Annotated in this window: 16 protein-coding genes; 6 read left to right on the plus strand and 10 right to left on the minus strand. The window is 67.3% G+C overall.

Annotated elements, in window-relative coordinates:
- Positions 1-7: 7 nt before the first annotated feature.
- Genes glgX through ACVK00_RS25240 form a run of 4 tightly spaced genes read right to left on the minus strand, consistent with a single transcriptional unit; the run spans position 8 to position 11,157 of the window.
- Entirely contained in the window at positions 8-2,122 is a 2,115-nt protein-coding gene (gene glgX, locus ACVK00_RS25225) for a glycogen debranching protein GlgX (RefSeq protein ID WP_284896004.1), read from the minus strand.
- A 34-nt stretch (positions 2,123-2,156) separates the two neighbouring features.
- Entirely contained in the window at positions 2,157-4,358 is a 2,202-nt protein-coding gene (gene glgB / locus ACVK00_RS25230) for a 1,4-alpha-glucan branching protein GlgB (protein ID WP_284896002.1), read from the minus strand.
- Positions 4,355-7,765 (minus strand): maltose alpha-D-glucosyltransferase, encoded by a 3,411-nt coding sequence (treS, locus tag ACVK00_RS25235; protein WP_284896031.1) that lies wholly within the window; start codon positions 7,763-7,765, stop codon positions 4,355-4,357. The genes glgB and treS overlap by 4 nt, the downstream gene beginning before the upstream one ends.
- Positions 7,765-11,157 (minus strand): maltotransferase domain-containing protein, encoded by a 3,393-nt coding sequence (locus ACVK00_RS25240; protein WP_284896000.1) that lies wholly within the window; start codon positions 11,155-11,157, stop codon positions 7,765-7,767. The genes treS and ACVK00_RS25240 overlap by 1 nt, the downstream gene beginning before the upstream one ends.
- A 410-nt stretch (positions 11,158-11,567) precedes the next feature.
- Here ACVK00_RS25240 and ACVK00_RS25245 point away from each other — a divergent pair, with 410 nt between their 5' ends.
- From ACVK00_RS25245 to ACVK00_RS25260, 4 genes are all read left to right on the plus strand, one after another.
- Complete coding sequence (locus tag ACVK00_RS25245; protein WP_284895997.1) at positions 11,568-15,173, plus strand: type VI secretion system Vgr family protein; 3,606 nt, start codon at positions 11,568-11,570, stop codon at positions 15,171-15,173.
- Between the two features lie 94 nt (positions 15,174-15,267).
- Positions 15,268-16,581, plus strand: coding sequence for a hypothetical protein (locus ACVK00_RS25250; protein ID WP_284895994.1), 1,314 nt, complete (start codon positions 15,268-15,270; stop codon positions 16,579-16,581).
- Between the two features lies 1 nt (position 16,582).
- Positions 16,583-16,870, plus strand: coding sequence for a PAAR domain-containing protein (locus ACVK00_RS25255; RefSeq protein ID WP_284895992.1), 288 nt, complete (start codon positions 16,583-16,585; stop codon positions 16,868-16,870).
- Between the two features lie 26 nt (positions 16,871-16,896).
- A complete protein-coding gene (locus tag ACVK00_RS25260) occupies positions 16,897-18,336 on the plus strand; it encodes a hypothetical protein (RefSeq protein ID WP_284895989.1) in 1,440 nt (479 codons plus the stop codon).
- A 94-nt stretch (positions 18,337-18,430) separates the two neighbouring features.
- On the opposite strand, the gene ACVK00_RS25265 is transcribed toward ACVK00_RS25260, so the two are convergent.
- From ACVK00_RS25265 to ACVK00_RS25285, 5 genes are read right to left on the minus strand one after another with little or no spacing between them, the layout of a single operon-like run.
- A complete protein-coding gene (locus tag ACVK00_RS25265) occupies positions 18,431-18,919 on the minus strand; it encodes a phage protein NinX family protein (RefSeq protein ID WP_284895987.1) in 489 nt (162 codons plus the stop codon).
- Between the two features lie 22 nt (positions 18,920-18,941).
- Positions 18,942-19,742 (minus strand): endonuclease/exonuclease/phosphatase family protein, encoded by an 801-nt coding sequence (locus ACVK00_RS25270; protein WP_284895984.1) that lies wholly within the window; start codon positions 19,740-19,742, stop codon positions 18,942-18,944.
- On the minus strand, positions 19,733-21,958 hold the full coding sequence (locus ACVK00_RS25275) for a VTT domain-containing protein (RefSeq protein WP_284895982.1): 2,226 nt from the start codon (positions 21,956-21,958) through the stop codon (positions 19,733-19,735). Before ACVK00_RS25275 ends, ACVK00_RS25270 begins: the two co-directional genes overlap by 10 nt.
- Complete coding sequence (locus tag ACVK00_RS25280; RefSeq protein WP_284895979.1) at positions 21,955-22,293, minus strand: hypothetical protein; 339 nt, start codon at positions 22,291-22,293, stop codon at positions 21,955-21,957. Before ACVK00_RS25280 ends, ACVK00_RS25275 begins: the two co-directional genes overlap by 4 nt.
- Positions 22,290-22,505 carry a hypothetical protein gene (locus tag ACVK00_RS25285; protein ID WP_284895976.1) on the minus strand — a complete coding sequence of 72 codons (216 nt, stop codon included), beginning with the start codon at positions 22,503-22,505 and terminating at the stop codon, positions 22,290-22,292. Before ACVK00_RS25285 ends, ACVK00_RS25280 begins: the two co-directional genes overlap by 4 nt.
- 213 nt (positions 22,506-22,718) lie before the next feature.
- On the opposite strand from ACVK00_RS25285, the gene ACVK00_RS25290 reads away from it, so the two are divergent.
- Positions 22,719-22,961: a DUF6566 family protein gene (locus ACVK00_RS25290; RefSeq protein WP_228910763.1), complete on the plus strand. Its 243-nt coding sequence runs from the start codon at positions 22,719-22,721 to the stop codon at positions 22,959-22,961.
- A 119-nt stretch (positions 22,962-23,080) separates the two neighbouring features.
- Here ACVK00_RS25290 and ACVK00_RS25295 read toward each other — a convergent pair whose 3' ends face one another.
- Positions 23,081-23,755: an HAD family hydrolase gene (locus ACVK00_RS25295; protein WP_284895972.1), complete on the minus strand. Its 675-nt coding sequence runs from the start codon at positions 23,753-23,755 to the stop codon at positions 23,081-23,083.
- Positions 23,756-23,948: 193 nt separating this feature from the next.
- Between ACVK00_RS25295 and ACVK00_RS25300 the strand changes: the two genes are divergently transcribed.
- A complete protein-coding gene (locus ACVK00_RS25300; protein WP_126223715.1) occupies positions 23,949-25,133 on the plus strand; it encodes a sugar transporter in 1,185 nt (394 codons plus the stop codon).
- Positions 25,134-25,168: the final 35 nt, after the last annotated feature.

A 25,168-nucleotide genomic window follows, 5' to 3' on the forward strand; every position in this document is an offset into this window, starting at 1 on the left:
CGGTTCCTCACGAAGGCAGGTCGGGTGGCACGGCCGCGACCGCGATCACGGCCGTGTGCGCGGCGACGTCGAGGCCGGCCTCCGGCCACGAGCGCGGGCCGGAGTCGGGCGTCGCGGTGTCGAGCAGCACGCGGTAGTCGAGCACCGGTGCGGGCGGCTTGAACTTGATGGTGCCGGCCGACGCGTTCAGCATCACGAGCAACGCCTCGGTGCGCCCGGTGCGGCCGGCGCCGACGCGCCGCATCGTCAGCGCGCGGCGCTCGCCGTCTTCCCACGCGGGCACGCTCAGCTCGAGGCCGTGTTCGTCGAACCAGCCGATCTCGCGCATGCCCGGCGCGCCGTCGCGGTCGCCCGACGGATAGCGCGGCGCGGACATCACCGGGTACATGCGCCGCAGCGCGGCGAGCCGCGACACGAAACGGATCATCTGGACGCCTGCCTCGCTGTGCGCGAGGTCCCAGTCGAGCCACGATATTTCGTTATCCTGGCAATACGCGTTGTTGTTGCCGTGCTGCGTGCGGCCGAATTCGTCGCCGGCGACGAGCATCGGCGTGCCGAGCGCGGTAAACAGCGTCGCGAGCATCGAGCGCGCGACACGCGCGCGCAGGTCGAGGATCGACGCATCGTCGGTGGCGCCTTCAGCGCCCCAGTTCGCGCTGCAGTTGTCGTCGCGGCCGTCGCGGTCGTCCTCGCCGTTGGCCTCGTTGTGCTTGTGCGCATACGACACCAGATCGGCGAGCGTGAAGCCGTCGTGCGCGGTGACGAAATTGACCGACGCCCAGGTTCGGCGCCTTTGATGGTTGAACAGGTCGGCCGAGCCCGCGAGCCGCGCGGCGAGCTCCGGGCGCTGGCCCGCATCGCCGCGCCAGAAGCGCCGCACCGTGTCGCGAAAGCGGTCGTTCCATTCGGCGAAGCCGGGCGGATGACGGCCCAGCTGATAGCCGCCGGGGCCGAGATCCCACGGTTCGGTGATCAGCTTGCGCTGTGCGAGCACCGGATCCTGCCGCAACGCGTCGAAAAAACCCGCGCCCGGCTCGAAGCCGTGATCCTCGCGGCCGAGCGTCACGCCGAGATCGAAACGAAAGCCGTCGATGTTGAACGCGGTGGCCCAGTAGCGCAGCGAATCCATGACCATCTGCACGACGCGCGGATGCGACAGGTTCAGCGTGTTGCCGCAGCCGGTCTCGTCGACGTGGTAACGCCGGTCGTCCTGCCGCAGCCGGTAGTAGCTCGCGTTGTCCAGGCCGCGCCACGACAGCGTCGGGCCGAGCTCGTTGCCTTCGCACGTGTGGTTGTAGACGACGTCGAGCACGACCTCGATGCCGGCCGCGTGCAGCTGCCGGATCGCGATGCGCATTTCGTCGAGCCGCCGCGTCGTCAGGTACGACGGTTCCGGCGCGAAGAACGCGGCCGTGTCGTAGCCCCAGTAGTTGCGCAGCCCGCGGTTCACCAGCGCCCGCTGCTGCAGGAACGCATGTACCGGCAGCAGTTCGATCGTCGTCACGCCGATCGACAGCAGGTGATCGATGAACGCCGGATGCGACAGCGACGCGAACGTGCCGCGCTCCGGCACGCGCAGCCCGGCGCGGCGCATCGACGCGCCGCGCACGTGCGTCTCGTAGATCACGGTGCTGCGCCACGGCACGTCCGGGCGCCGGTCGTTGCGCCAGTCGAACGCCTCGTCGACGACCACGGCCTTCGGCATCGCGGGCGCCGAGTCGCGGCGGTCCATCGACAAGTCCGCGCGGTTCGAATGCACGCGATAGCCGAACAGCGCGTCGGACCAGCGGAACTGGCCGACCAGCTTGCGCGCGTACGGGTCGAGCAGCAGCTTGGTCGGGTTGAAGCGATGGCCGTGCTGCGGCTGGTACGGGCCATCCGCACGAAAGCCGTACACGGTGCCCGGATGCGCGTTCGGCAGGTAGCCGTGCCACACCTCGTCGGTGCATTCGGGCAGGTCGAGGCGCGCGAGTTCCTTGCGGCCGGTCGGGTCGAACACGCACAGCTGGATGCGCTGCGCATGCGCGGAAAACACCGCGAAGTTGGTGCCAAGGCCGTCCCACGTGGCGCCGAGCGGATAGCTGCGGCCGGGTTCGAGACGGGAAGGCAGGGCGGTCGGCATGGGGGGATTGTCTCCGTGTCGAGGGCGCCGGGCGTCAGGCCGGGCTCAGCCAGAGGGTCGCGAGCGGCGGCAGGCGCAAGGTGGCCGACCACGACTCGCCGTGCGAGGGCACCTCCTCCGTCCAGACGGCGCCGTCGTTGCCGGCATTCGTGCCGCCGTACACGGCGGCATCGGTGTTCATCAGTTCGCGCCAGTGCCCGGGCGCGGGCAGTCCGACGCGATAGCCGGGGCGCGGCACGGGCGTGAAGTTGCTGATCGCGACGACGAGGCGCCCGGTATCGTCGCGGCGCGCGAACGCGAACACGCTGTTGTCGCGATCGTCGCCGATCAGCCACGAGAAGCCGGCCGCGTGACAATCGAGCGCGTGCAGCGCCGGTTCGGCTGCATAGGCGCGGTTCAGGTCGCGCACGAGCCGCTGCACGCCGCGATGCGCGGGGGCGTCGAGCAGGTCCCAGTGCGGCGTCGCATCGTGCGCGAACTCGGCCCATTGCGCGAACTCGCTGCCCATGAACAGCAGTTTCTTGCCCGGATGCGCCCACATGAAGCCGAAGTACGCGCGCAGCGTCGCGAGCCGCTGCCAGGCGTCGCCCGGCATCTTCACGGCCAGCGAGCCCTTGCCGTGCACGACCTCGTCGTGCGACAGCGGCAGCACGAAGCGTTCGGAGAACGCATAGACGAGCCCGAACGTCATCCGGTCGTGGTGATAGCGGCGATGGATCGGATCCTCGCGCACATACGACAGCGTATCGTGCATCCACCCCATGTTCCATTTGAAGTCGAAGCCGAGCCCACCGTCGCCGGTCGACGCCGTGACGCCCGGCCACGCGGTCGATTCCTCCGCGAAGGTGACGACGCCGGGCGGCGCGAGCGCACCGTGCAGCGTGTCGTTGAGCGTGCGCAGGAACGCGACGGATTCGAGGTTCTCGCGCCCGCCGTGGATGTTCGGCACCCATTCGCCTTCGTTGCGCGAATAGTCGCGGTACAGCATCGACGCGACCGCGTCGACGCGGATGCCGTCGACGTGAAAGCGGCGCGCCCACGCGAGCGCCGACGCGACGAGGAACGCACTGACCTCGTTGCGCCCGAGGTTGAACACGCAGGTGTTCCAGTCCGGGTGCATGCCTTCGCGCGGGTCGGCGTGCTCGTACAGCGCGCTGCCGTCGAATTGCGCGAGGCCGTGTGGATCGTTGGGGAAGTGCGCGGGCACCCAGTCGACGATCACGCCGATGCCGGCCGCATGCGCGCGGTCGACGAAGCGCGCGAAGCCGTCGACCGGCCCGAAGCGCGCGGAAGGCGCGAACTGCGCGAGCGGCTGGTAGCCCCACGAGCCGCCGAACGGGTATTCGGAAATCGGCATGAATTCGACATGCGTGAAGCCCATGCCGCGCACGTACGGGATCAGCCGCTCGGCGAGTTCGTCCCAGGTCGCGCTGCGGTCCATCTCCTCGGGCACGCGTTGCCACGATTCCGGATGTACCTCGTAGATCGACCACGGCACGCGAAAGCGGCGCTCCGCGGGCGGGCGCGCGTGCAGCCAGCCGTCGTCGTGCCACGCGAACGCGTCGAGCGCCTCGGTGTCGGCGACGACGGATGCGGTGCGCGGCGGCGCTTCGGTCGCGCGCGCGCAGGGGTCGGCCTTGTGCGGCAGCACGCGTCCGTCGGCCGCGCGCAGCTCGTACTTGTAGTGTTCGCCGGCGCCGATGCCCGGCACGAACAGCTCCCAGACGCCCCACGGCCGGCGCAGCCGCATCGGGTGCCGGCGGCCGTCCCAGGTGTTGAAGTCGCCGACGACCGACACGCGCTGCGCGTTCGGCGCCCACACCGCGAAGCGCACGCCGCCGACGCCGTCGACGCACGTGGGCGTCGCGCCCAGGCAGTCGAGCACGGCGGCCGGGTCGCCGGCCGCGAAACGCGCGAGCGCCGCGTCGTCGAGCAGCGTGCCGAACGCATACGCGTCCTCGGTGATCTGGCGCGTGTCCGGCCAGTCGATGGCCAGCCGGTAGCGGCCGTCGTGCGCGAGCGTCCCCGCGAAGCAGCCGGCGTCGTCGACGCACGCGAGCGCGCCGAGTTCGTCGCCGTCGGGCGTCACCGCGCGCACGCGCTGTGCACCGGGCAGCAGGGCGCGCACGACGACCCGGCCGGCGTCCGCGTGCGGACCGAGGCACGCGAACGGGTCCGGATGGCGGCCGGCGAGCAGCGCGTCGATGTCGGAGCGGTCGAACAGCATGTCGGTCATCGGTTGCCTCCGTGGTCGGGCGCGCGGTCGGTATCGAGCAGGCGTTCGATCAGCGCGGCGAGGCCGCCAACCGGCACGCCGAGCCAGTCGGGGCGGTTCGCGGCTTCGTAGCACAGCTCGTACGACGCCTTGTCGATCAGGAACAGCGCGAGCAGGCGGTCCGCGTAACGCGGGTCGACGAAGCGCTCGGGCGCCTGATCGGCGGCCGCGCGATAGCATTCGACGAAGCGGTCGGCGGCGGCCTGCCCGAAGCGGTCGAACAGCGCACGCTTGCGGCCGGCCGTCTGCGGCGGCGCCTTCTCGATCGCAAACTGCGCGGTTGCGCTCACGTACGACAGCGAACGCAGCAGGCCGGCCACGTCGCGCAGCGGATGCGATTTCGCGCGGCGCCGGTCGAGCGGGCGCGCCGGTTCGCCTTCGAAGTCGATCAGCAGCGCGTCGCCTTGCACGTCGAGCACCTGGCCGAGATGGAAATCGCCGTGAATGCGCGTGCATTGCGCGTCGAGCGTGCGCGGCACGAGTTCGCCGATCGCCTGGACGGCCGCGTCGCGCGACGCGAGCAGCACGTCCGCCGCCGCGCGGTTGACCGGATCGAGCTTGTCGAGCTGCGTGCGCAGCACGTCGAGCGCGCGCTCGAACGATGCGATCGCATCCACGCACCAGCCGTCGACGTGCTCGGACGTCGCGGCTTCAGGCGCGAACGCGGGATCGTCGGACGGTTGCGCGAGCGCGACGTGCAACTGGCCGAGCCGCGTGCCGATGATGCCCGCGAACGCCGCGTAGCCGAGCAGCGCATCGGGTTCGTCGTCGACATCGGTCGCGTCGCCGTCGCCCGCGGCCGGCAGCGCGAGCTCGTCGATCGCGCGCCGCAGGAAGTCGAACGAACGCGTCCACGCGTCGCCCTGGTTGTCGACGTAGCGCTGCAGGATCGCGACCGTATGCGGCGTGCCGTCCGGATCGACGTGCACGACTTCGCCGGCGAGCGTCGCGGTGTTCGCGTAGCCGATCCGCGTCAGGTGTCGGCTCATCTCCGCTTCCGGATGGATGCCGTGCGCGACCTTGCGCACGAGCTTCAGCACGATCGCGTCGCCGATCACGAGCGAGCTGTTGCTCTGCTCGGCCGCGAGCCAGCGCACCTCCGCCTCGTCACCGGGATCGAGCCCGGCGAGCGCGTGTTCGGGCAGGAAGTCGAGGCGGCCGCCGTCGGACGTCGGCACCGTCGCGCCGTCGCGCAGCTTGCGCAGCATCCCGCGCGCGAACGCCGGCAGCGCGAACGCGTCGGTCAGGTAGCCGACCGTATGGCCGCGCCGCACGCGGGCGAGCGCGAGCTGCGTGAACAGCGGATGCGACGTCTCGCCGCCCCACGCGGTGGCGAGCGGCACGACATAGCGCTCGACGCGGCCGTCGCTCGCGGACACCCAGGCCTCCGCGTACTGGAACGGTTCGTCGGGCATCGGCGTGACGACGTTCAGCCACGCGTCGCCGATCTTGCGGTCCTTCGACGCGAACCAGCGTCGCCGCGTGAGCCACGACGCGAGCGCATCGTGCGCGAGCGTGTGCAGTTGCCCGACGTCGGGCCGCGCGTCGCCGCGCCGCATCACGATCGTCACGTATTCGGGCAGCGGCTCCGCGTGCGGCTGTCGCCACGACGGCTCGCGGCCGTGCTCGGACAGCACGAACCACAGGAACCCGTACGGCGGAAAGGTGAGCAGGTACGTGAGCTGCCCGATCGGCGGAAACGGCGAGTCCGACGTCATCTCGATCGGCACGCGGCCCGCGAATTCGGACAGGTCGAGCTCGACCGCCTGCGACGCGCGCGACAGGTTCGCCACGCACAGCACCGTCTCGTGGCCTTCGAGCTCGCGCAGGTACGCGAGCACCTTGCGGTTCTCCGGGCGCAGGAAGCGGATCGAGCCGCGGCCGAACGACTGCGTCGCGCGGCGCGTCGACAGGATCCGGCGGGTCCAGTTCAGCAGCGAATGCGGGTCGCGCGTCTGCGCCTCGACGTTGACCGCGTCATAGCCGTACAGCGAGCCCATCACGGGCGGCAGCACCAGCAGTTCCGGGTCCGCGCGCGAGAAGCCGCCGTTGCGGTCGGACGACCATTGCATCGGCGTACGCACGCCGTCGCGGTCGCCGAGGTGGATGTTGTCGCCCATGCCGAGCTCGTCGCCGTAGTAGATCACCGGCGTGCCGGGCATCGACAGCAGCAGCGAGTTGATCAGCTCGATGCGGCGCCGGTCGCGCTCCATCAGCGGCGCGAGGCGGCGCCGGATCCCCAAGTTGATCCGCGCCCGGCGGTCGCTCGCATAGGTCTGCCACAGCAGGTCGCGCTCCGAGTCGGTCACCATCTCGAGCGTCAGCTCGTCGTGGTTGCGCAGGAACACGGCCCACTGGTTGCTCGGCGCGAGCGCCGGTGTCTGCCGCATGATGTCGATGATAGGGAAGCGGTCCTCGCTCGCGATCGACATGTAGATGCGCGGCATCAGCGGGAAGTGGAACGCCATGTGGCATTCGTTTTCTTCGCCGAAATATTCCTGCACGTCCTCCGGCCACTGGTTCGCTTCGGCGAGCAGCATCCGGTTCGGATACTCGGCGTCGATCGTCGCGCGGATCCGCTTCAGGATCGCATGCGTTTCCGGCAGGTTCTCGTTGTTGGTGCCTTCGCGCTCGACCAGGTACGGCACCGCGTCGAGCCGCAGCCCGTCGATGCCGAGATCGAGCCAGAAGCGCATCACCTGGATCACCTCGCGCACGACGGCCGGGTTGTCGAAGTTCAGGTCCGGCTGGTGCGAGTAGAAGCGGTGCCAGTAGTACTGGCCGGCCACCGGGTCGTGCGTCCAGTTGGAGGTTTCGGTATCGAGGAAGATGATCCGCGTGCCCGCGTATTTCGTGTCGGTGTCGGACCACACGTAGTAGTCGCGATGCATCGAGCCGGGCTTCGCGCGCCGCGCGCGCTGGAACCACGGATGCTGGTCCGACGTGTGGTTGATCACGAGTTCGGTGATCACGCGGATGCCGCGCGCGTGCGCTTCGCGAATGAAGCGCCGCACGTCGGCGAGCGTGCCGTAGTCGGGATGCACGTCGCGGTAGTCGGCGATGTCGTAGCCGTCGTCGCGGCGCGGCGACGGGTAGAACGGCAGCAGCCAGATCGTGTCGACGCCGAGCTCGGCGATGTAGTCGAGCTTCATGATCAGGCCCGGGAAGTCGCCGATCCCGTCGTTGTTCGAGTCGTAGAACGACTTCACGTGCACCTGGTAGATGATCGCGTCCTTGTACCACAGCGGATCGTCCGCGCAGAGCGCGGGCGCGCGGCGCCGCGAACGGCGCCGGCGCGGCGTGCCGGCCGGTGCGAGGGACGGGAACTGCGCGCGACGCACGTCGTCGAGGGGATCTTCGCGTTTCATCATCCGTGTGCTCCGGAATGGCCCCGGGCATCGGCCGGGTCGGGCGCCTCCGCTCGCGCGGCGCCGGGAGACGGTGCGAGCCGCCAGATCGCGTACGGCCGCACATGCGGGTCGAGCGATACGTACTGGCGATGCCCGCGCCAGGTTTCGGCATGCGCGGCGTCCTGTTCGAGCACGTCGAGCGGTTCGCCGTCGACGAGCCCGAAGCCGCGCCACAGCGCCGCGTCGAGCGTGAAATTCGCGGCCTGCGGATGCCACGGGTCGAGGCTGATCGCGACCGCGACGACGCTGTCGTGCGCGGGCGTCGCCTTCACGAACACCAGCACCTGATCGTTGTCCGCATCGACGAAGGTGAGGCCGAGATGGGTCTGCAGCGCCGGATGATCGCGCCGCGCGCGGTTCAGCCGCGCGATTTCGGCGCCGATGTGCGCGGCCTTGCGCCAGTCGCGAACGCGCAGCTCGTATTTCTCCGCGTCCGCGTATTCCTCGCTGTCGGGCAGCGGCGCCGATTCGCCGATCTCGAAGCCCGAGTACAGGCCCCATGACCCGGCGAGCGTGGCCGCCAGCGCCGCGCGGATCACGAACTGCGAGCGCGGGGCGTTCTGCAGGTGGCGCGGATTGATGTCGGGCGTGTTCACGAAGAAGTTCGGCCGGAAGAACTCGCGCGCGGGGCCGGCCGTCAGCTCGGTCAGGTAGTCGATGAATTCGCGCTTCGTCTCGCGCCACGTGAAATACGTGTACGACTGCGAGAAGCCGATCTTCGCGAGCCGGTACATCATCCCCGGCCGCGTGAACGCCTCCGACAGGAACACGACGTCCGGATGCTTGCCGCGCACGTCCGCGATCATCCAGGCCCAGAACGGCAGCGGCTTCGTGTGCGGATTGTCGACGCGGAAGATCCGCACGCCGGCGTCGACCCAGAACAGCACCGCGTCGCGCAGCGCGAGCCACAGGTCGGGCAGCGCATCCGGCGCGTAGAAATCGGGGTTCACGATGTCCTGGTAGCGCTTCGGCGGATTCTCCGCATAGCGCAGCGAGCCGTCGGGCCGCCACGCGAACCAGCCCGGATGCGCGGCGAGCCACGGATGATCGGGCGAGCACTGGATCGCGAAATCCAGCGCGATCTCGAGCCCTTGCGCATGCGCTGCATCGACCAGCGTGCGGAACGACGCGAGCGTGCCGAGCTGCGGATGCACGGCCGTGTGGCCGCCTTCGGACGAGCCGATCGCATACGGGCTGCCGACGTCGTCGGGGCCGGCCTTCAGGGTGTTGTTGCGGCCCTTGCGCGCGGTCGTGCCGATCGGATGGATCGGTGGGAAATACAGCACGTCGAAACCCATGTCGCGGATGCGCGGCAATTGCGCGATCACGTCGTCGAACGTGCCGTGCCGGTGCGGGTCGTTGCTCGCCGAGCGCGGGAACATCTCGTACCAGCTCGAGAAGCGCGCGGCGCGGCGTTCGACCTCGACCGGGTAGACGGCGTCGTCGTGCGTGACGAACGGCCGGTAGCGCAGCGCCGCGTATGCGTCGGCGAGCGCGGGCGCGTCGAGCAGCGCGAGGCGCGCGTCGGGCGACGCGTCCTTGAAATCGGCGGTGAGCTGTTCCATCCGCTTGAGCGCGTGCCGATCGGCCGGATCGGCGTGCTTCAACGCGGTCGCGAGCAGCAGTTGCGCCTCGCGTACCTCCAGCGTCACGTCCTGGCCGGCCGCGCGCTTCTTCGCGATGTCGGTGACGAGCGACGCCCAGTCGTCGCGCCATGCGATCACGCGGAACACGTGGCGGCCGATCCGGTCGAGCGCGACGCGCGCGTGCCAGCGATCGTTCGGCTCCGCGACGAACGGCACTTCGCGCCACGTGTCTTCGTCGTCCGCCCGCCATTGCAGCGCGGCCGCGAGATGCGCGTGGCCGTCCGTGAAGATCGATGCGTGCACAACCAGCGTCTCGCCGATCACGCGCTTGATCGCGAAGCGGCCGCCGTCGACCGTCGGCTCGACGCGTTCGATCGCGATCCGGTCGGCCGCGAGCGCGGCCGACAGCGCGGTGCGCTCGCCCGCGGCATCGGCGCGAGCGAGCGCGGGCGGCGCGCGCCGCGCTTCGAGCAGCGCATAGCCGCCGGGCTCGAGCGTGAAGGCGTGCAGCGCGACCGGCGCGTGCGGGTGCGCGCCGTCCGGTGGCGAGACATGCGTGAAGCCGCCCGGCACGCCGGGCAGGATCGTCGCGGGATCGACGTGCGTCGGCGAATCCAGATCGGGATTCAGCGCGATCAGCAGTGCCGTGTCGTCGTATTCGAGCGACGGGCCCATGCCGCGCAGCAGCGCCGTCGCGCGCGCGCCCGGTGCGCTCAGTTGCGCGATTTCGCCGCGCTCGGCTGCGAGCGGTGTTGCGCGGCGCCATGCATTCGCGTCGGCGATTGCGCCGGACAGGTCGAAGCGCGCGTCGTCCAGCGCGGCGCGGTAGCGTGCGGCGTCCGCGTCGCGCGCCATCAGCGGCAACGCGACGCCGCGCTCGAAGCCCATCGGCACGAGCCAGCCGGTGCCGACCGCGGCGGAGGTCCACAACGCGCGGTGGTACGCGCGGGCGACCGTCTCGTCCGGGGCTGTATTCCAGTTGTCGGCGAGGCGCGGGCCGTCGATTGCGTCGGGAAACGCGATCGGCGAGCCGATGCGCCGTAGCAGCCGGTGTTCGTCGACGAACCACGGCGCGTGCAGGTCCCACCAGCGTACCGACGAGAACACCGCATCGAAGCCGGCCGCCTCGAGCTGGGCGAGCGCGTCGCGCGCATGGCCGGGTACGCCGGCCAGCACCGCGACGTCCGGGCGCGCGCGGCGCAGCGCCGCGCGCCAGCCGGGCCACCACGCGGCCGGCAGGCGATGCGGCGCGTCGAGCAGGAAACCCGACGCACCGGCGTCCGCGAACGTGGCGAGGTGCGTGCACCACCACGCGGACAGCGCGTCATGCGCGGCGTCTTCGCCGACCTGGGCATGCGCGATATCCATTTCATGGGCGGCGCTGCGCGGATCGATCAACGCGTCGTCGTGCGCCCGCTCGACGTACCAGTCCGGATGCTCGGTGCGCAGCGGGTTGTCGCGCGCGATGCGGTCCGGCACCACTTCGAGCAGCACGCGCAGCCCGTGGCCGTGCGCGAGCTGGGCGAGCCGCGAGAACGTCTCGAGCGCGCCGGCGCGCGTCGCGAACGTCGCGGCCGGTCGATGGAAATCGGCGACGTGGCGCGGGAAACCCGCGACGCTGGCGGCCCAGAAGCCGCCGATCAGCACGTGGTCGAAACCCATGCCGGCGATGTGCTGGAACGTGTCGGGCCATGCGTCGAGCGGGCCGACGAGGCGGGCGTCGCAGAAGTAGATGTGAGGCGCGAAGGGCGGTGTGGCGTTCATGGGGAGCATGTGCGGGCGGCGGCCGGATCGGCAACAGGTGTGCTCGCCGCAATGCGTGTTCCTGCCGAGATGGGTCAGGTGCGGCAAGCGCCGGCGCGAGTCGCGGCGGCTCAGGACGATCGTTTTTTGCATCCCCGGTGCACGATCTCGGCACTTTTATGCGGATTCGCGTGGTCGAGGAGGGGGGCCGACTCGTGAAATTTTTGCCAATGACGTCGAGGTATCGGTGAAAAACTCGGCACACGGGGTGGACGAGGCGTGCGTCCCTGGAAGTCCGGTGTGCAAGATCCGGGCCCGATGAAACGTTCGTGTCGCCCCTCGCGGCAAAATCATACTGGTCCTATGGCCGCACCGGCACCAGGACGGTTAGGATCGCTCGCGATATTCCAACAAAGTCAGACGGGGGCGCCTTGACCGCGAGCACGGCCATTTCCGATACACCCGCGCGCGCGGGCATCGACATCCACCAGTTCTACAGCCTCGATATCAAGGGAGCGCCGGCCGCCGCGCTCGCTGACGTGTACGAGTTCGAAGGCACACGCGGCATCGGCGAGCCGACGAAGTACACGATCCGGTTCACGCATCCCCGTCACGACCTGTCGCGCAGCGAATTCCTGAAACGGATGGGCGCGTTCGTGATTCAGCCGCCGCCGCAGGACCGATGGAGTCAGCCGGACGAGGCGCGGCGCGTGCAAGGCGTCGTGACGGGCTTTGCGTTGAAGGCTGCGAACCGCGATCAGTCGCTGTACGAAATCGTGCTGGAGTCGCGACTGGCGCTGTTGCGCAATGCGCCGAAGTGTCGGTTCTTCCTCGAAATGAGCATTCCCGAGATCATCGAGATGATTCTGCGGGAGCACGAGTTCAACAAGATCTTCGCCGCCTTCGAATTCAGGTTGAATCGAACCTACCGCAAGCGCAGCTTCGTGATGCAATGGGGCGAGGACGATCTGGCGTTCATTACGCGCTTGTGCCGGCGCTCCGGTATCTGGTTCGTGTGCGACGAAGGCGAGCGGTGCGAGCGGGTGCGCTTCGGCGACGACTATGCGCACTACCGCCGCGATCCTGAGCGCCTGACGGTTGCGTATCGGCCGCACAGCGGACTGGATGCTTGCGGTATCGAGTCGGTCAGCGCGCTCGAAATGCACGCGAAGACCTTGCCGGCGGCCTACGCGGTACGCACGTTCAACACGGAAACGGCGATATCGGATCCGATCGAGGCGGTCAGTCCCGTCCGCGACGACCGCACGACGTATGGTGAAGCGTATACCTGGGGAGCACCGGATCGGAGCGAGGACGAGGCGAGGGAAGAGGCGCAACTGCGCCGCGAGGCAGCGCTGGCCGGCCAGGTCGAGTATCGCGGCGAGTGCGACATGCTGGACCTCGCGCCCGGCTCCGTGCTGAAACTGTCGAACCGGGAATTGCCCGATGCAAAGCACGGGCTCGTTGTCGTGCGGATCACGTGCGGCGCGAGCCGGAAGAAGGGCTATCACGTGACGTTCGACGCGATTCCATCTGATCGCCAGTATCGGATGCCGTTGAAGGAAGAAACGTGGCCGAGGATCGATGGAGTCATCACCGGGACGGTCGCGTCGTCCGGCGGCGAGAAAGATCCCTATCTCGATAGCCAGGGCAAATACATCGTTGATCTTCATCTGGACCGCGACACGCGGACGCCCGGTCTGCAAAGTTGCCCGATGAGGCTCGCGAAACCGTTCGCGGGGCCGAACCAGACCGGCTTTCACTTCGGGCTCGTTGAAGGAACGGTGGTCGGCGTGAGCTTCCTGTGGGGCTGCGTGGATTTGCCGTTCATCAGCCACGTGCTGCATACCGCCCAACACACGGACCCGATCGTCGCGGGCGTCCCTTGGGGCACGCGGAACACCCTCCGCACGCGTTCGAACAACACGCTGGAGATGGACGACCGGCAGGGGCGCGAGCACATCAAGGTTGCGACGGAGCATGGCAAGTCGCAACTCAATCTTGGGCATATGGTCGATCGCGGCCAGAGCGAGCGGGGCAGCGGTGCCGAATTGAGGTCGGACGGGGCTGCCGCGCTGCGCGGCGGTAGTGGCGTGATGGTGTCGGCCTATGCGCGAAACGGTGCGTCCGGCACGCAACTCGACATGCAGGAAGCCGTTGCACAGCTCGAGGACGCGTTGGCGCTGGCGAAAGCACTCGCGTCCTCGGCTCAGGCGTCGAAGGCAGAAGCGGCCGATATCGACAGTCAGCGGGCGGCGAACAAGGCGCTCGACCAGCTTCAGCAGCCTGGTGTGCTGGTGACCGCGCCGGCATCGGCGGGCGTGGTGGCTGGCAAGAGCGTGCAAGTCGTCGCTGGCGAAAACATCATGAGCATCGCGAAGGGCGATGCGAGCTGGAGTGTCTGGAAGCGCTTTACGGTAGCCGCGCACGACATGGTGTCTCTGTTCACGCAAAAAGGCATGAGCCTGATTGCGGCAGCGGGCGCAGTCGTCGTGCAGGCACAGCGCGGGCGCATGCAGCTTGCCTCCCAGGAAGACATGACTGTCGAGACGGTGAACGGTGTGCTCCACGTCAAGTCGCCGAAGGAAATCGTGATGAACGTAGGCGGCTCGTATTTCCGGATGACGCCCGGGGGCATCGAGATGGGTACGCGAGGCGGCGTGCTGTTCAAGACCAGCAGCCTGAAAAAGACCGGGCCCGCGCAGATGGATCTGGGGGGCGCGGCATTCGCGCCGGTGTTTGTGCCGTATACGACGGGCTGCGACGTCTGGCGCACCAATCCGGCGTTCGTGCCGCCGCACGCGCCCGCGACCGAGATGGTCGCGCCGGAGAACGCGGGAACGGTGGCGCCCGTACCTGATGCGGCCGGGGTCGCGCCGTCGCCGCTTGGCGACTTTTTCTCGCGCCTTTCCGGCAGCGCCGTGCCGCCGGGGGCGTCTGCCTTTTCTCCGTTTGATGGCAAGCCGTCAAACGTGGATACCGACATCCCCAAAGCCAAGGTCACACTGAACAGTCCGGATGATCAGAAGCAAACCCTGGTGACGCCCGATCCGATCAAGCTGGCGAATGCGGTGCCCTGCGATTGGAAAATATCGGACCTGAAGGCCGACGTGAAGGGGCGTATTGAATCCGTTTCGTATTGGGGTGTGCTGAACGACCGGACACCTTGGCGGGACCCTAAGACAGGTGCTCAATATAGGGGCGGCGGTTCGAGAGCCTCGCATTTCGAATTTTCCTATAGCGAACACGACAAGGCGATTACCTGTACGGTTCGCGCCCTGCTGATTCCGATGGATCTTTTTCCGGTCGATCTGAAAGGCGAGCGTGATACGTCGGTGCCGGACGATCAAGCGTCGATTCCTTACGAGTATTCGCACCATTCGATGATGATGCCTGGTTCCACAGTTGACGGCGTAAGAATGGATTATCGCGATGCGGTCGGGCCGGGATTTGATGTCATGGCACTGATAAACCGCATCGAGGCCGTGTTGAATCAGGGGAACTACAAGCTGATCCTGGACGGGTGCCCCAAGGGGGCAGCGTGCGGCTGTCGAGTGAAAGTCAAATTCAGGGTCGATCTTCGCGTGTCGATCAAGGGTGCTCCGATTAACGGATTCAAGCCGCATGTCACGCTCAAGCTGTTTCCGCAGGTGCTTCGGGCGGATACGGGGGCTTGGGGGGAGAAGCATAAATGGAAGGATGAATCAAAGAAAATACAGGACTACCCGGACGCAAATGTTGAGGCGCATGAGTGTGGGCATTATTTCAATTTCCCGGACGAATATTACGGTCAGGGCGGGTGGCTACACGAATCGTATATCAAGAACGAGGAGATCGATTTTTCGCTTGTTGACGCGAACGCAGGAACTGGGTTCTGGCAGGGCCATTCAGTCGCCAATGTTATGGGCGACGGTGCCAATTCCCCTTTGCAGCGGGGCCGAAGTACGGCAAGTATCGAGCCTTATTATCTTGAATATGTGCGACGCCAGTTTTCGCTTGCGACCAATAAATTATGGAGGGTTGGCTATGATGCGTAGTTCGTGGATTCCTTACTTGTGCGGAGCGGTGCTCTGCTCATTCGCACTTGGGAACGTCGCCCAAGCGGAGACTGTGAGCCAGGAGAATCAAACAATGCAATTCAGCTACACGACAAATGGCGGTGCTGATGGAAGCATCAACATCTATGGAAACAATTCGGTGTCGGTGTCCGGAACCGTACTGCAGGTTCAGATTGGTGATTCAGAAGGAAGCAGGAATATCAATGGAGTCGGCATATATGAGATGAAGTTGAGTAATGAACATCTGGAATCAGCTAGACAGATGGCGGAACTGCTGTGTTCCCCCAATGACCCAAACAGTGATGTGACAACACCAGATCTATATACTGCAAGGTGCGGCGGACAGACGCGGAGCGGTTTCGTCAGGGATTTTAGTCGTCCTATTGCAACAAAAATATTCAACTTGATGAACCTGTTGAGGAGTGTGGGTATTCAGGATGGGCGTAAACTCGTCAAGCTGGATCTCTCTCTTGTTTCGATTGATCGTGTGGTTGACGGATTTCTGGTGTCTCTGAGATTTGAAAACAGCGGCGACTACCCAATCCAGTTCAAGACGCCGGATGGGTGGGAAACAAAAATGGGAAAATATATGGATATTTTGGCGGTATATGATTCAAAGACTGGCGCGGGAGGGAAAGTCGGTTTTTCATTGGCCGGTCAGCCACTTGCTGATCCGGCTCAATTTCCCAACGGCGAAGTGCTCCTTGCGCCACATAGTGCCGTAGTTGTGAAAATCAAAAGTTCGCGAGTTGGAAAGTTCACCGCTGGTACCTACGATTTGTATGCGGGCGCCTTCATGAACATCAAGGTCACAGGAATCGAGTCCAGCCTGCTGCGTGTCGATTTCCATTCGGACTACAAGAAACCCACCCGTATTACCTTTGACCGTGACTATCCGTCGACCCCGCGAGAGCGCGAGCAGTGGGAGGCATACCAGCGGACTCGCCTGTCGTATTTCCCGGTGAAACCCGGCGAGACATTCGCGGAAGACGGCCTTTACCGAGCCGTACGCACGAACTCCAGCGCTCATCGAAGCCTCCAGCTCGTGCCATTCAAGGCAGGAGACGTTGCTACGGCCGACAACGTGAAGATGCTGATGGACGACGGTAACGGCATCAGTTTTGACGGTCCGGTGCAGTGGCAGTGGGAAGGCAGCGCGCCAGCGCCGGTCAAGCAGTATTCGTTCGACATCGTCGAAGAGACTCGACAGTTCTGCAAATCGGGCGCGGTATGTCCGCGTAGTGGCCGGTGGCTTCCGCGCATGCGCGAGGGCTGGAATTCCACTCGTTACGACCTGGCGGGTATCGTCACCTTGCGGTACGGGCACGCGATGCCAGCAGTGAAAGGTGCCGGCGATGACGCCGACTGGGAATGGATCGGCGTGTGACATGACCGAACGCGCCTGCATCTTCCAGCATGACCGGACCACTGCGAATGGCGTCGTGCTCGATGGTCTGGACGACATCGGCCTCGACGACCGAAAGCTGAGCTACCTGGGTGCGAGGGTTCGATGCCCGGCGTGCAACACCGTTGGTCATATCGAATCTGACGGCTTGACCCCACGAGCGGATGATCTCGGCGGCAAGCAGCATGCGCTGGAAGGCGACCTCTGCCGGTGTGCCTGCACGCCGCCGCCCCGATTGGTCGCGTCGCGGCGCGACTGGACTGTTGAATAACGTAACGTGCTCTTGATGGAGGCGCGATGAAATTTCACTGGGCACCGCCTGTTCGCGACGAGTGGTCGGCGGGCGAACCGCCTCCCGTCTGGCTATATGTCGCACTGTTTTTCCTGATCGAATTCGCGTTCGTGGCCGGCACGGTCGCGACGTCGCCAAACGCAAAGCCGATTGTCTCGGACGACTTCTTGCGAACCGCACTGGTGGCTCCGTTCGTGCTCTGGATTGCGGTCAGCTGTGTGCTCTATGCGTCGATGTACGACAGTCGTGTGTTTGAAGCGGCGGTCAAGAACACAGTGCGCTGGCATCTGCTCACGCGATGGAAACGAAAGGTCCGGTCGGGCGTGGCCGTTCTCGACAGCGTGATTCTTGCGCCGGAACCGGATCTTGCGGAACGCATGTTGAAGCTCGAGGGCAGCCCGCCGGAAAATCCCGGCAAGGTGATGCGGCTTGATGGTATCGAAGGAGCCGATGGCGTGCCCCGCGAGCGGGTGGTGATCGAAAGGCTGCTGAGGCCACTGGCGGCGCGGCTGGCCCACGCGATTCGCGGCGGCTCGTTCGACATCGTGATGCAATGCGAACACGCCGAATCGTATGTGGACGTGCAGGCGGTATGGGCGCAACTGCAATTACCGGGGAAACCGCGCATCAGGTGGTTGAGCAACGATAAGGATCCCGGATTCGCGGACACCTGGTTCGAGGGTGACACCGACCCGGCGTATGCGGACTCATTCGCACCCGCCACGAGCCCCAAATACCGGTTGGTGCTGGCCTGGCATCTCAACTGCGCGGCGCCTGAGGTTCAGCCGGACACTTCCGAGGCGGCAGTCGCGTTGCTGCTCGGTTCCCCTGCGCTCATTCAGGAAAAACCGCAACTGAAATGCCAGGCGTGGCTGTTGCGCCAGATCGTCGCGGATGCCGACGAAGTGGACAAGGCGCTTGCACTGCTGCTCGCGGCGGAACAGGTGCCGCATGAGCGGATCCGTCATTTCTGGTATGGACGCCTCAAGGGGCTGGCGCTGCACGCGACACTGGGAGCCGTGAAGGACACCGAGCTGAAAGTGGAGAAACATGCGCTCGATTCGGCAGTCGGTCCGCAGGCACCCGTCGCACGGTGGTTCCTTCAGGCGCTGGCGGCGAAGATGGCGCATTTTGGTCAAGGCGCGCAACTCGTCGCACTACCGAGGCCGAACGGCGCTGCGCTGAATGTCGTCGTCAAGGATAAACCGGCGGTGGACGTACCGTGGAAATCCGCCTATGACTATTCGTTGTTTCCGCGGACCGAATTGGTCGGCTGCATGGGCGTGTGGACGTTCACGATCCTGATGTCACCCCACGAGAGGTGGGACACCTTTGAGACGGTGCTTACGATTGTGATCGGTATCTTAGCGTTGCTGAGTTTTGCGTGGCGCATCTATTTGGGGCCGCGCCTCTATACGAACGAGGTTTTGCGCGACTACGGGTAACTCGCGCCCCGGGCGCTGTCGGTTTTACAAACGCGTGGCATCGTCGCGATACTTCGCCCCCCGCAAGCAGCCGATACCCCCCGCAACACACCCCTCACATGCGCGGAATCGACCGAATATCCGAACTGTCTCCCGTCGCCGCATCATCATCCGCTTCCGGAATCGGCACCCCAGGGTCATAGCGCACCGCCGCCCCGTGCTCGATCCGATGCGCGAACGACGGCGGAGCGTCGACCTCGTCGCCGAAGCGCGCACGCACGAACGCACGCAGCAGCGCGGTGCGCGCGTCCGGCGCGCGTGCCGCACAGGTCGACGGGCCGTCGATGAAGCAGGCGTCGCATTCGACACCGTCGTCGCGCCGCGCGATGCGCAGGTCGCCCACGCGTTCCAGCACCGCACCGGCATCGGCCCACGACGCCGACGGCGCGAAATGCGCGTCGAGGCGGCGCAACGCGTCGCACGCGCTGGTCAAAATCACTCGCGGGTCGATGGCCGTGAAGTACAGCGTGCCTTCGTCATCCGCGCACAACGCGCGCGCGCACCAGTAATCGAGGGCGGTTCCGGCGAGTTCGTCGGTTCGCATTGGCAAGCTCCGTCAATTTTCATCAGGAGGGGGGCGCTCGGCACGCAAGCGGCGTGCCCGGCGTGGCACGCATGCGTGCGACGAGCGGGTAGTGATCGGACGCGCGCCGCGCGCGCATGCTGCGATGCACGTTCACGTCGACCAGCCACTCGCCGGGATGGATCCAGATCCGGTCGAGCGAGAACACCGGGTAAAGCGTCGGGAACGTGCGCGGCGCCGGCGCGCGCCGGAACCGCGTGACGAGCGCCTGCAGCGCGCGGCCGCGCACGAACCATTCGTTGATGTCGCCCATCAGGATCACCGGCATCGCGCCGGTGTCGAATGCGGCGAGCAGCCGCTGCACCTGCGCGCTGCGCTCGCGCGCCGACAGCCCGAGATGGGTCGCGACCACGCGGATCGTGCCCGCGCCGCAGTCGATGTCCGCATCGAGCGCGCCGCGCGGCTCGCGCTGGTGAAACGACAGGTCCAGCGTGCGCGCCGCGCGAATCGGGCAGCGCGACAGCACCGCGTTGCCGTAGCGGCGCTCGGGCGTATCGATGGTCGGGCCGGCTACCGCATGCATGCCGGTGGCGTCGCGCAGGTGCGCGAGCACGTCGGGCGCGTGCGTGCCGCCGAGCGGCACTTCCTGCAGCGCGATCACGTCCGCGTCGAGTTCGTGGATCACCTGCGCGATCCGGTCGGCCGCGCGCGTGTGCCAAGCGCCGTAGCCGCCGCGGATGTTGTACGTCGCGATCCGCAGGTCGCGCCCGCCCGGCGCGGCGGCGGGCGGGCCGTCCGACGTGACGATGTCCGGCGGCGGGGCCGGCTGCGCGCTCAGCGCCATCGTCGCAGCATCCTGACGAGCAGCACCGACACGCCGACCAGCACGGCGCCGATCGCCGCGAGCCACGCGAACGCGCCGGGCCCCGGATGGCTGAACGCGGCGGTCAGGTGGTGCGCGAACGTGACGGTCAGCACGATACCGGGCAGCATCCCGATCGCGGTGCCGACCAGATAGTCGCGCAGGCCGATGTGCGATGCGCCGGCGACCAGGTTCACGATCGTGAACGGTGCGATCGGCAGCAGCCGCAGCACGGCCATCGCGACCACGCCGCGCCGGCCGATGTGTTCGCTGAGCCGGTTTGCGCGCGTGCCGGCGAGCCGGCGCACCGCGTCGTGCCCGAGCCAGCGTCCGATCCCGTAGGTCGCGGCGGCGGCCCCCATCGTGCCGAGCGCCGCATACGCGAAGCCCGGCCACGCGCCGAACACCAGGCCCGTCACCGTGATCAGCAGCGTGATCGGCACCGACAGCGTCGCCGCGACCACGTAGCCGGCCAGCAGCAGCGCGGGCGCACCGGGCAACTGCGCGGCGTGAGCGGCCGCTCGCGCGAGCGACGCGATGTTCAGTTCCTTGCCGAGCGGCGAGAAGCGCCACGCGAGCGCGAGCGCCGCGACCAGCAGCACGGCGGCGCCGAGCACGAAGAAGCGCGCGGTCAGCGAGCGGTGCTGCTCGTGCGGCACGAACTCGCGGACAAAGCGGTCCGGCTCGATCGGCTGCTCGGGGTCGAGTCGCGCGCTGACCGGCACCAGCGCGTCGAGTTGCGGCGTCACGGCCGGCTCGAGCGTGCGCAGCGTGCGGCCGGGCTTCTCGCGCAATCGGTCGAGCACGGTGTTCGGACGTTCGTCATGCGTGAACGCAGCGGCGACCGCGGCCGGCGTCGTGTCGAGATGTTCGGCCAGCAGGCGCTCGCGCAGGCCGGCAATCGAGGTGCGGATGCGCGGCTCGCCGGCCGCGACGAGCGCGATGCAGCATTCGGTGTCGAGCACCATCGACCGGTTGTTCAGGTTCGCGCTGCCGATCACGATGCATTCGTCGTCGACGATCGCGAGCTTGCTGTGCACGTTCACGCACGCGTCGCCGAGGCCGTCGACATGCGGATACAGCAACCGGTAGCGGTCGAAGCGGTCGGCGGCCTTGAGCGTGCCATGCAGCCGCGCGCGCAGCACGCCCATCGTCGCTTCCTGCAGCCAGCCGCTCTGCACGCGCGGCGCGACGACCGTCACGTCGGGCCCATCCGGATCGGCGAGCCGCTCGGACAGCGTTTCGCGCACCACCGCCGCAGTGAAATACTGGTTCTCGATATACACGTGCCGGCGCGCGGCGCGAATCGTGTCCTCGACGAGCGCGGACACCTGTCGCACCGGCTCGCGGTCGCGGTGGCGCGGCGCCGTGTAGGCGATGCCGAGCCGCACGTCACGCAGGTCGACGCGCGCGTCGGGCGGCCACGGATCGACGTCTTCCTCACGATCGAGATGCCGCTGCGCGCGGATCGCGATCGGACGCCCGCATGCATTGAACCAGCGCACGCGCGCCTGCTCGCCGATCGCGGCGGCCGCGTCGCCGTCGAACATCGCCTGCACGTCGTGAAACGGCCCATACGGCATCCCCTGCGCGTCGCGGCGACGCGGATCGTCGGCCGCGTGCGCGGGCGTATCCCAGCGTGCGCGCGTCAGGTCGAGCCCGCCGACGAACGCGAGCCGGTCGTCGATCACGACGAGTTTCTGGTGATGCGATGCGCCGCGCGGATGCGTGTCGTCGAGCCGGAACCGGATGCCGCGATGCGCGCGCCACGCGGCGCGATAGACGGGCGGCCAGTCGCGCTCGAGCGCGTAGATCATCGCGAAGTCCCACGCGAGCACGTAGATGCGCAGGTTGTGCCGCGTGGATGCAAGCGCATGCAGAAATGCGGCGAGCGTGTCGGGCAGGCCGTCGCTGGCGTCGGCGTCGGCAGGCGGGAGGTGCATCCGGCTGTCGACGTCCCAGCCGACGATGAACACCGTATGACGCGCCCGCCGCAGCGCGGCACGCAGCGTCGCGAAATAGGCGTCGCCGTCCACCAGCATCGCGAAGCGGTCCGCATGGCGGATCGTGTCGCAGTTGCGCCCGCGTTCGAGCAGCCCGTGCCGCACCGGCTCGTCCAGGCGCGACGGGTCGGCTGTCGCGTCGTCCGCGCCCGCCGTCGCGACTGCGGCGCGGGTCATGCGTCCCGGCACGATCATCGGACGTTGACGTCCCGGTGGCCGTCGATGCGTTGCAGCAGCACGTCGCAACGTGCGCGCAGCGCCTGCAGTTGCGGCGAATCGGCGTCGAGCCGGATCCGTTCGCCGCTGTCCGGATCGCCGTACGCGCACGCGATCTCGTAGATGCCTTGCGCAATCGTCACGGACGCGTCCACGATCCTGATTCGGTCGAGCCAGCCGCATTCGGCGTGATGGCACTCGAGCCATGCACGCAGCGCGCCGACCGCCTGGCTGGTCGACAGCCAGGCGCCGCCGCGCATGCGCGCCGTCAGCTGGCTCGTCACGAGGTAGGAGAGCAAGTCGGTCTGGGTCACGCGAAACTCCTTGAAGAGGTATCCGGGAGACAGGTCCACATGCCGGTGACGCTTTGCAGCGGTTCGCAGATCGCCGCAAATTCCGCGCCGCTCGTGCGCGAGAGCGACACCGGGATGTGACCCGTGTCCGAATCGTCGTTCAACTGCGGGACGATGAATCGCTTCACGCCCACGCGGCCGGTGCCGAGCGTGTCGTGCCGCGTGTCGATCATCGTGGCCTCCTTTTGTTTGGCGTACTAGAGTGGTTTGATACCGGGTTTGATATCCGGTTGGGTGTCCGGTTCGATGCTCAATAGGGACGCAAGGCCCGTGCCGGATCGGCCGATACCGGGCACGCCGCGTGCGCGCGGGGCCGACGCCGCGCGCGGCGATCATGCGGCGCGCATTTTTTGCATCTTCATCGCAGATAAGTACAGGGGGCCAGGATGCAACATCAACAGGACGCACAGGTTCGCGACCCATATCGGGGCCACGAGATTCGCGTATGGGCGCGACGCAACGCGCGCGGCGCGTGGGACGACGAGGTGCAGGTGTATGTCGACGGCGCGCGCATCGAGTTGTATGTACCCGAGCCGTCCGGCCCCGAATGGCTGACCGAGGACGAGGCGCTGCGTGCGGGCGTCGAGCGCGGGCGCTATCTGGTCGACAAGCGCGTCGACGACGACTGACCCACCAGCACCGGGTTGGCACGCGCCGCCGGCATGGAGACGCGTGCCCGAGGGGACCGAAGCCGGCGAAGGCGATCGCGGAGAGCCGGACGATGTGGGTCAGGCGGACGGTTCAGGCATTACGGCCGCGCCGCGATCTCGTCCAGATGCCACAGCAGATCCGCCGGATCGTCATACACGCGCAGCGCCCCCGCGCGTTCCAGCTCGTCGCTGCCGTAACCCCCGGACAGCAGCCCGACGCCGAGCGCCCGGCAGCGGCTCGCGGCGAGCATGTCCCAGATGCTGTCGCCGACCACGACCGTATGTTCGATCGGCACGTTCAGTTTCGCGGCGGCGGTCAGGAACAGGTCGGGATCCGGCTTCGCATACTTGACCTGGTCGCGCGTGACGACCACGTTCTTCGCCGGATCGACACCGAGCGCCTCCAGATTGATCGCGGCGGTTTCTATCCGCCCGCTGGTCGCGATCGCCCAGCGAATGCCGGCATTCGACAGCGCGGCCAGCAGCTCGCGCGCACCCGGCAGCGGCCGGACCTGCGCGCGCAGCCGCTGGTACGCGGCCGCATGCAGCCGCGCGAGCCGCTCGACGCGCTCGGCGTCGATGTCGCCGGCCGTCTCGCGCAGCAGCTGGTTCAGGAACAGGCCACCGCTCATCCCGATCTTGCGGTGGATCCGCCACACCGACAGTTCGATGCCCTCGGCATCGAGCGCTTCCTTCCACGCGAGCACGTGCTGATAGACGCTGTCGACGAGCGTGCCGTCGAGATCGAACAGAAATGACGTTTCAATGCGCATGTAAATCTCCTGGCCCGATGGCGTTCGGGCGATTCGTTCGGGGAAAGCGGTTTCGACACATTATCGGCGCACGGCCGTGTCATCGTCGTGTTCGTGCACCGCGGCCGGCAGCGGCGTGTCAAGCGCCGCTGGTACAATCGCGCCGATGCGACGGGCCGGCTGCCCGCGCCGCCAACCTTCGTCGACTTCCCGTATGGCAACCCCGGACGCCGTCAGTTCCGAACAGTCGTGGTGGGGCGTTCTGGCCCTGGCACTCACTGCCTTCATCTTCAATACCACCGAATTCGTGCCCGTCGCGCTGCTGAGCGCGATCGGCGACAGCCTGCAGATGCAGCCGACCGCCGTCGGCCTGATGCTGACGATCTACGCGTGGGCCGTCGCCGTCGTGTCGCTGCCGCTGACGTTCGTCACGCGTCACGTCGAGCGCCGCAAGCTGCTGAGCTGCGCGCTGCTGGTGTTCATCGGCAGCCATGTCGTCACCGGCGTCGCGTGGAATTTCACGGTGCTGATGCTCGGCCGGCTCGGCATCGCGTGCGCGCACGCGGTGTTCTGGTCGATTTCCGTCCCGCTGGCCGTGCGGCTCGCGCCGAGCGACCGGAAAAGCCGCGCGCTCGGCCTGCTCGCGATGGGCACGGCGACCGCGATGGTCGCTGGCATTCCGCTCGGGCGCGTGATCGGCGAGGCGCTCGGCTGGCGCGTCACGTTCCTCGTGATCGGCGGCGCGGCGGCCGTCGCGTTGCTGGCGCTGCGCATGACGCTGCCGACGCTCCCCAGCCAGGGCGCCGGCTCGCTCGCGAGCATCGGCACGTTCCTGCGCAAGCCGGCGCTGGTATCGCTGTACGCGATCACCGTGCTGGTGATCTCCGCGCACTTCACGTCGTATACGTACATCGAGCCGTTCGTGCAGAGCGTCAATCATGCAAGCAGCAGCCGGATTACCTACGTGCTGATCCTGTTCGGCGTCGCCGGCGTGCCGGCCGCGCTCTGCTTCAATCGCGTGTTTCCGGAGCGGCCGGCCGACTTCCTGCTCGCGTCGATCATCGCGTTGTCGGCCTGCCTGCTGATCCTGTTCCCGAGCGCGCTGAACATCGTCACGCTGTCCGTTCACACGCTGGTCTGGGGCGGCGCGATCGTCTGCTTCGGTCTCGCGATGCAGGCGTGGGTGCTGAAGCTGGCGCCCGAGGCGACCGATCTCGCCGTGTCGATCTTTTCCGGGCTGTACAACGTCGGGATCGGCGCTGGCGCGCTGCTCGGCAACCATATCGCCGGGGCGTTCGGGCTGCCGTGGATCGGCACGTTCGGCGGGGTGGTCGGGATCTTCTCGGCCGGGATCGCGTGGGCCGCGTTGCGGCTGCATGAGCGGCGGGCGGTGGCGTAGCGCGCCGATTCACTGTCGCGCCGACGATCGACGAT

The sequence above is a fragment of the Burkholderia sp. PvR073 genome (assembly GCF_054055695.1).

Excerpts from the sequence above, each read along its gene's own strand:
- glgX (WP_284896004.1), bottom strand. The coding sequence starts at position 2,122 with ATGCCGACCGCCCTGCCTTCCCGTCTCGAACCCGGCCGCAGCTATCCG.
- glgB (WP_284896002.1), bottom strand. The coding sequence starts at position 4,358 with ATGACCGACATGCTGTTCGACCGCTCCGACATCGACGCGCTGCTCGCC.
- treS (WP_284896031.1), bottom strand. The coding sequence starts at position 7,765 with ATGAAACGCGAAGATCCCCTCGACGACGTGCGTCGCGCGCAGTTCCCG.
- ACVK00_RS25240 (WP_284896000.1), bottom strand. The coding sequence starts at position 11,157 with ATGAACGCCACACCGCCCTTCGCGCCTCACATCTACTTCTGCGACGCC.
- ACVK00_RS25250 (WP_284895994.1), top strand. The coding sequence starts at position 15,268 with ATGCAATTCAGCTACACGACAAATGGCGGTGCTGATGGAAGCATCAAC.
- ACVK00_RS25255 (WP_284895992.1), top strand. The coding sequence starts at position 16,583 with ATGACCGAACGCGCCTGCATCTTCCAGCATGACCGGACCACTGCGAAT.
- ACVK00_RS25260 (WP_284895989.1), top strand. The coding sequence starts at position 16,897 with ATGAAATTTCACTGGGCACCGCCTGTTCGCGACGAGTGGTCGGCGGGC.
- ACVK00_RS25265 (WP_284895987.1), bottom strand. The coding sequence starts at position 18,919 with ATGCGAACCGACGAACTCGCCGGAACCGCCCTCGATTACTGGTGCGCG.
- ACVK00_RS25270 (WP_284895984.1), bottom strand. The coding sequence starts at position 19,742 with ATGGCGCTGAGCGCGCAGCCGGCCCCGCCGCCGGACATCGTCACGTCG.
- ACVK00_RS25275 (WP_284895982.1), bottom strand. The coding sequence starts at position 21,958 with ATGATCGTGCCGGGACGCATGACCCGCGCCGCAGTCGCGACGGCGGGC.
- ACVK00_RS25285 (WP_284895976.1), bottom strand. The coding sequence starts at position 22,505 with ATGATCGACACGCGGCACGACACGCTCGGCACCGGCCGCGTGGGCGTG.
- ACVK00_RS25290 (WP_228910763.1), top strand. The coding sequence starts at position 22,719 with ATGCAACATCAACAGGACGCACAGGTTCGCGACCCATATCGGGGCCAC.
- ACVK00_RS25295 (WP_284895972.1), bottom strand. The coding sequence starts at position 23,755 with ATGCGCATTGAAACGTCATTTCTGTTCGATCTCGACGGCACGCTCGTC.
- ACVK00_RS25300 (WP_126223715.1), top strand. The coding sequence starts at position 23,949 with ATGGCAACCCCGGACGCCGTCAGTTCCGAACAGTCGTGGTGGGGCGTT.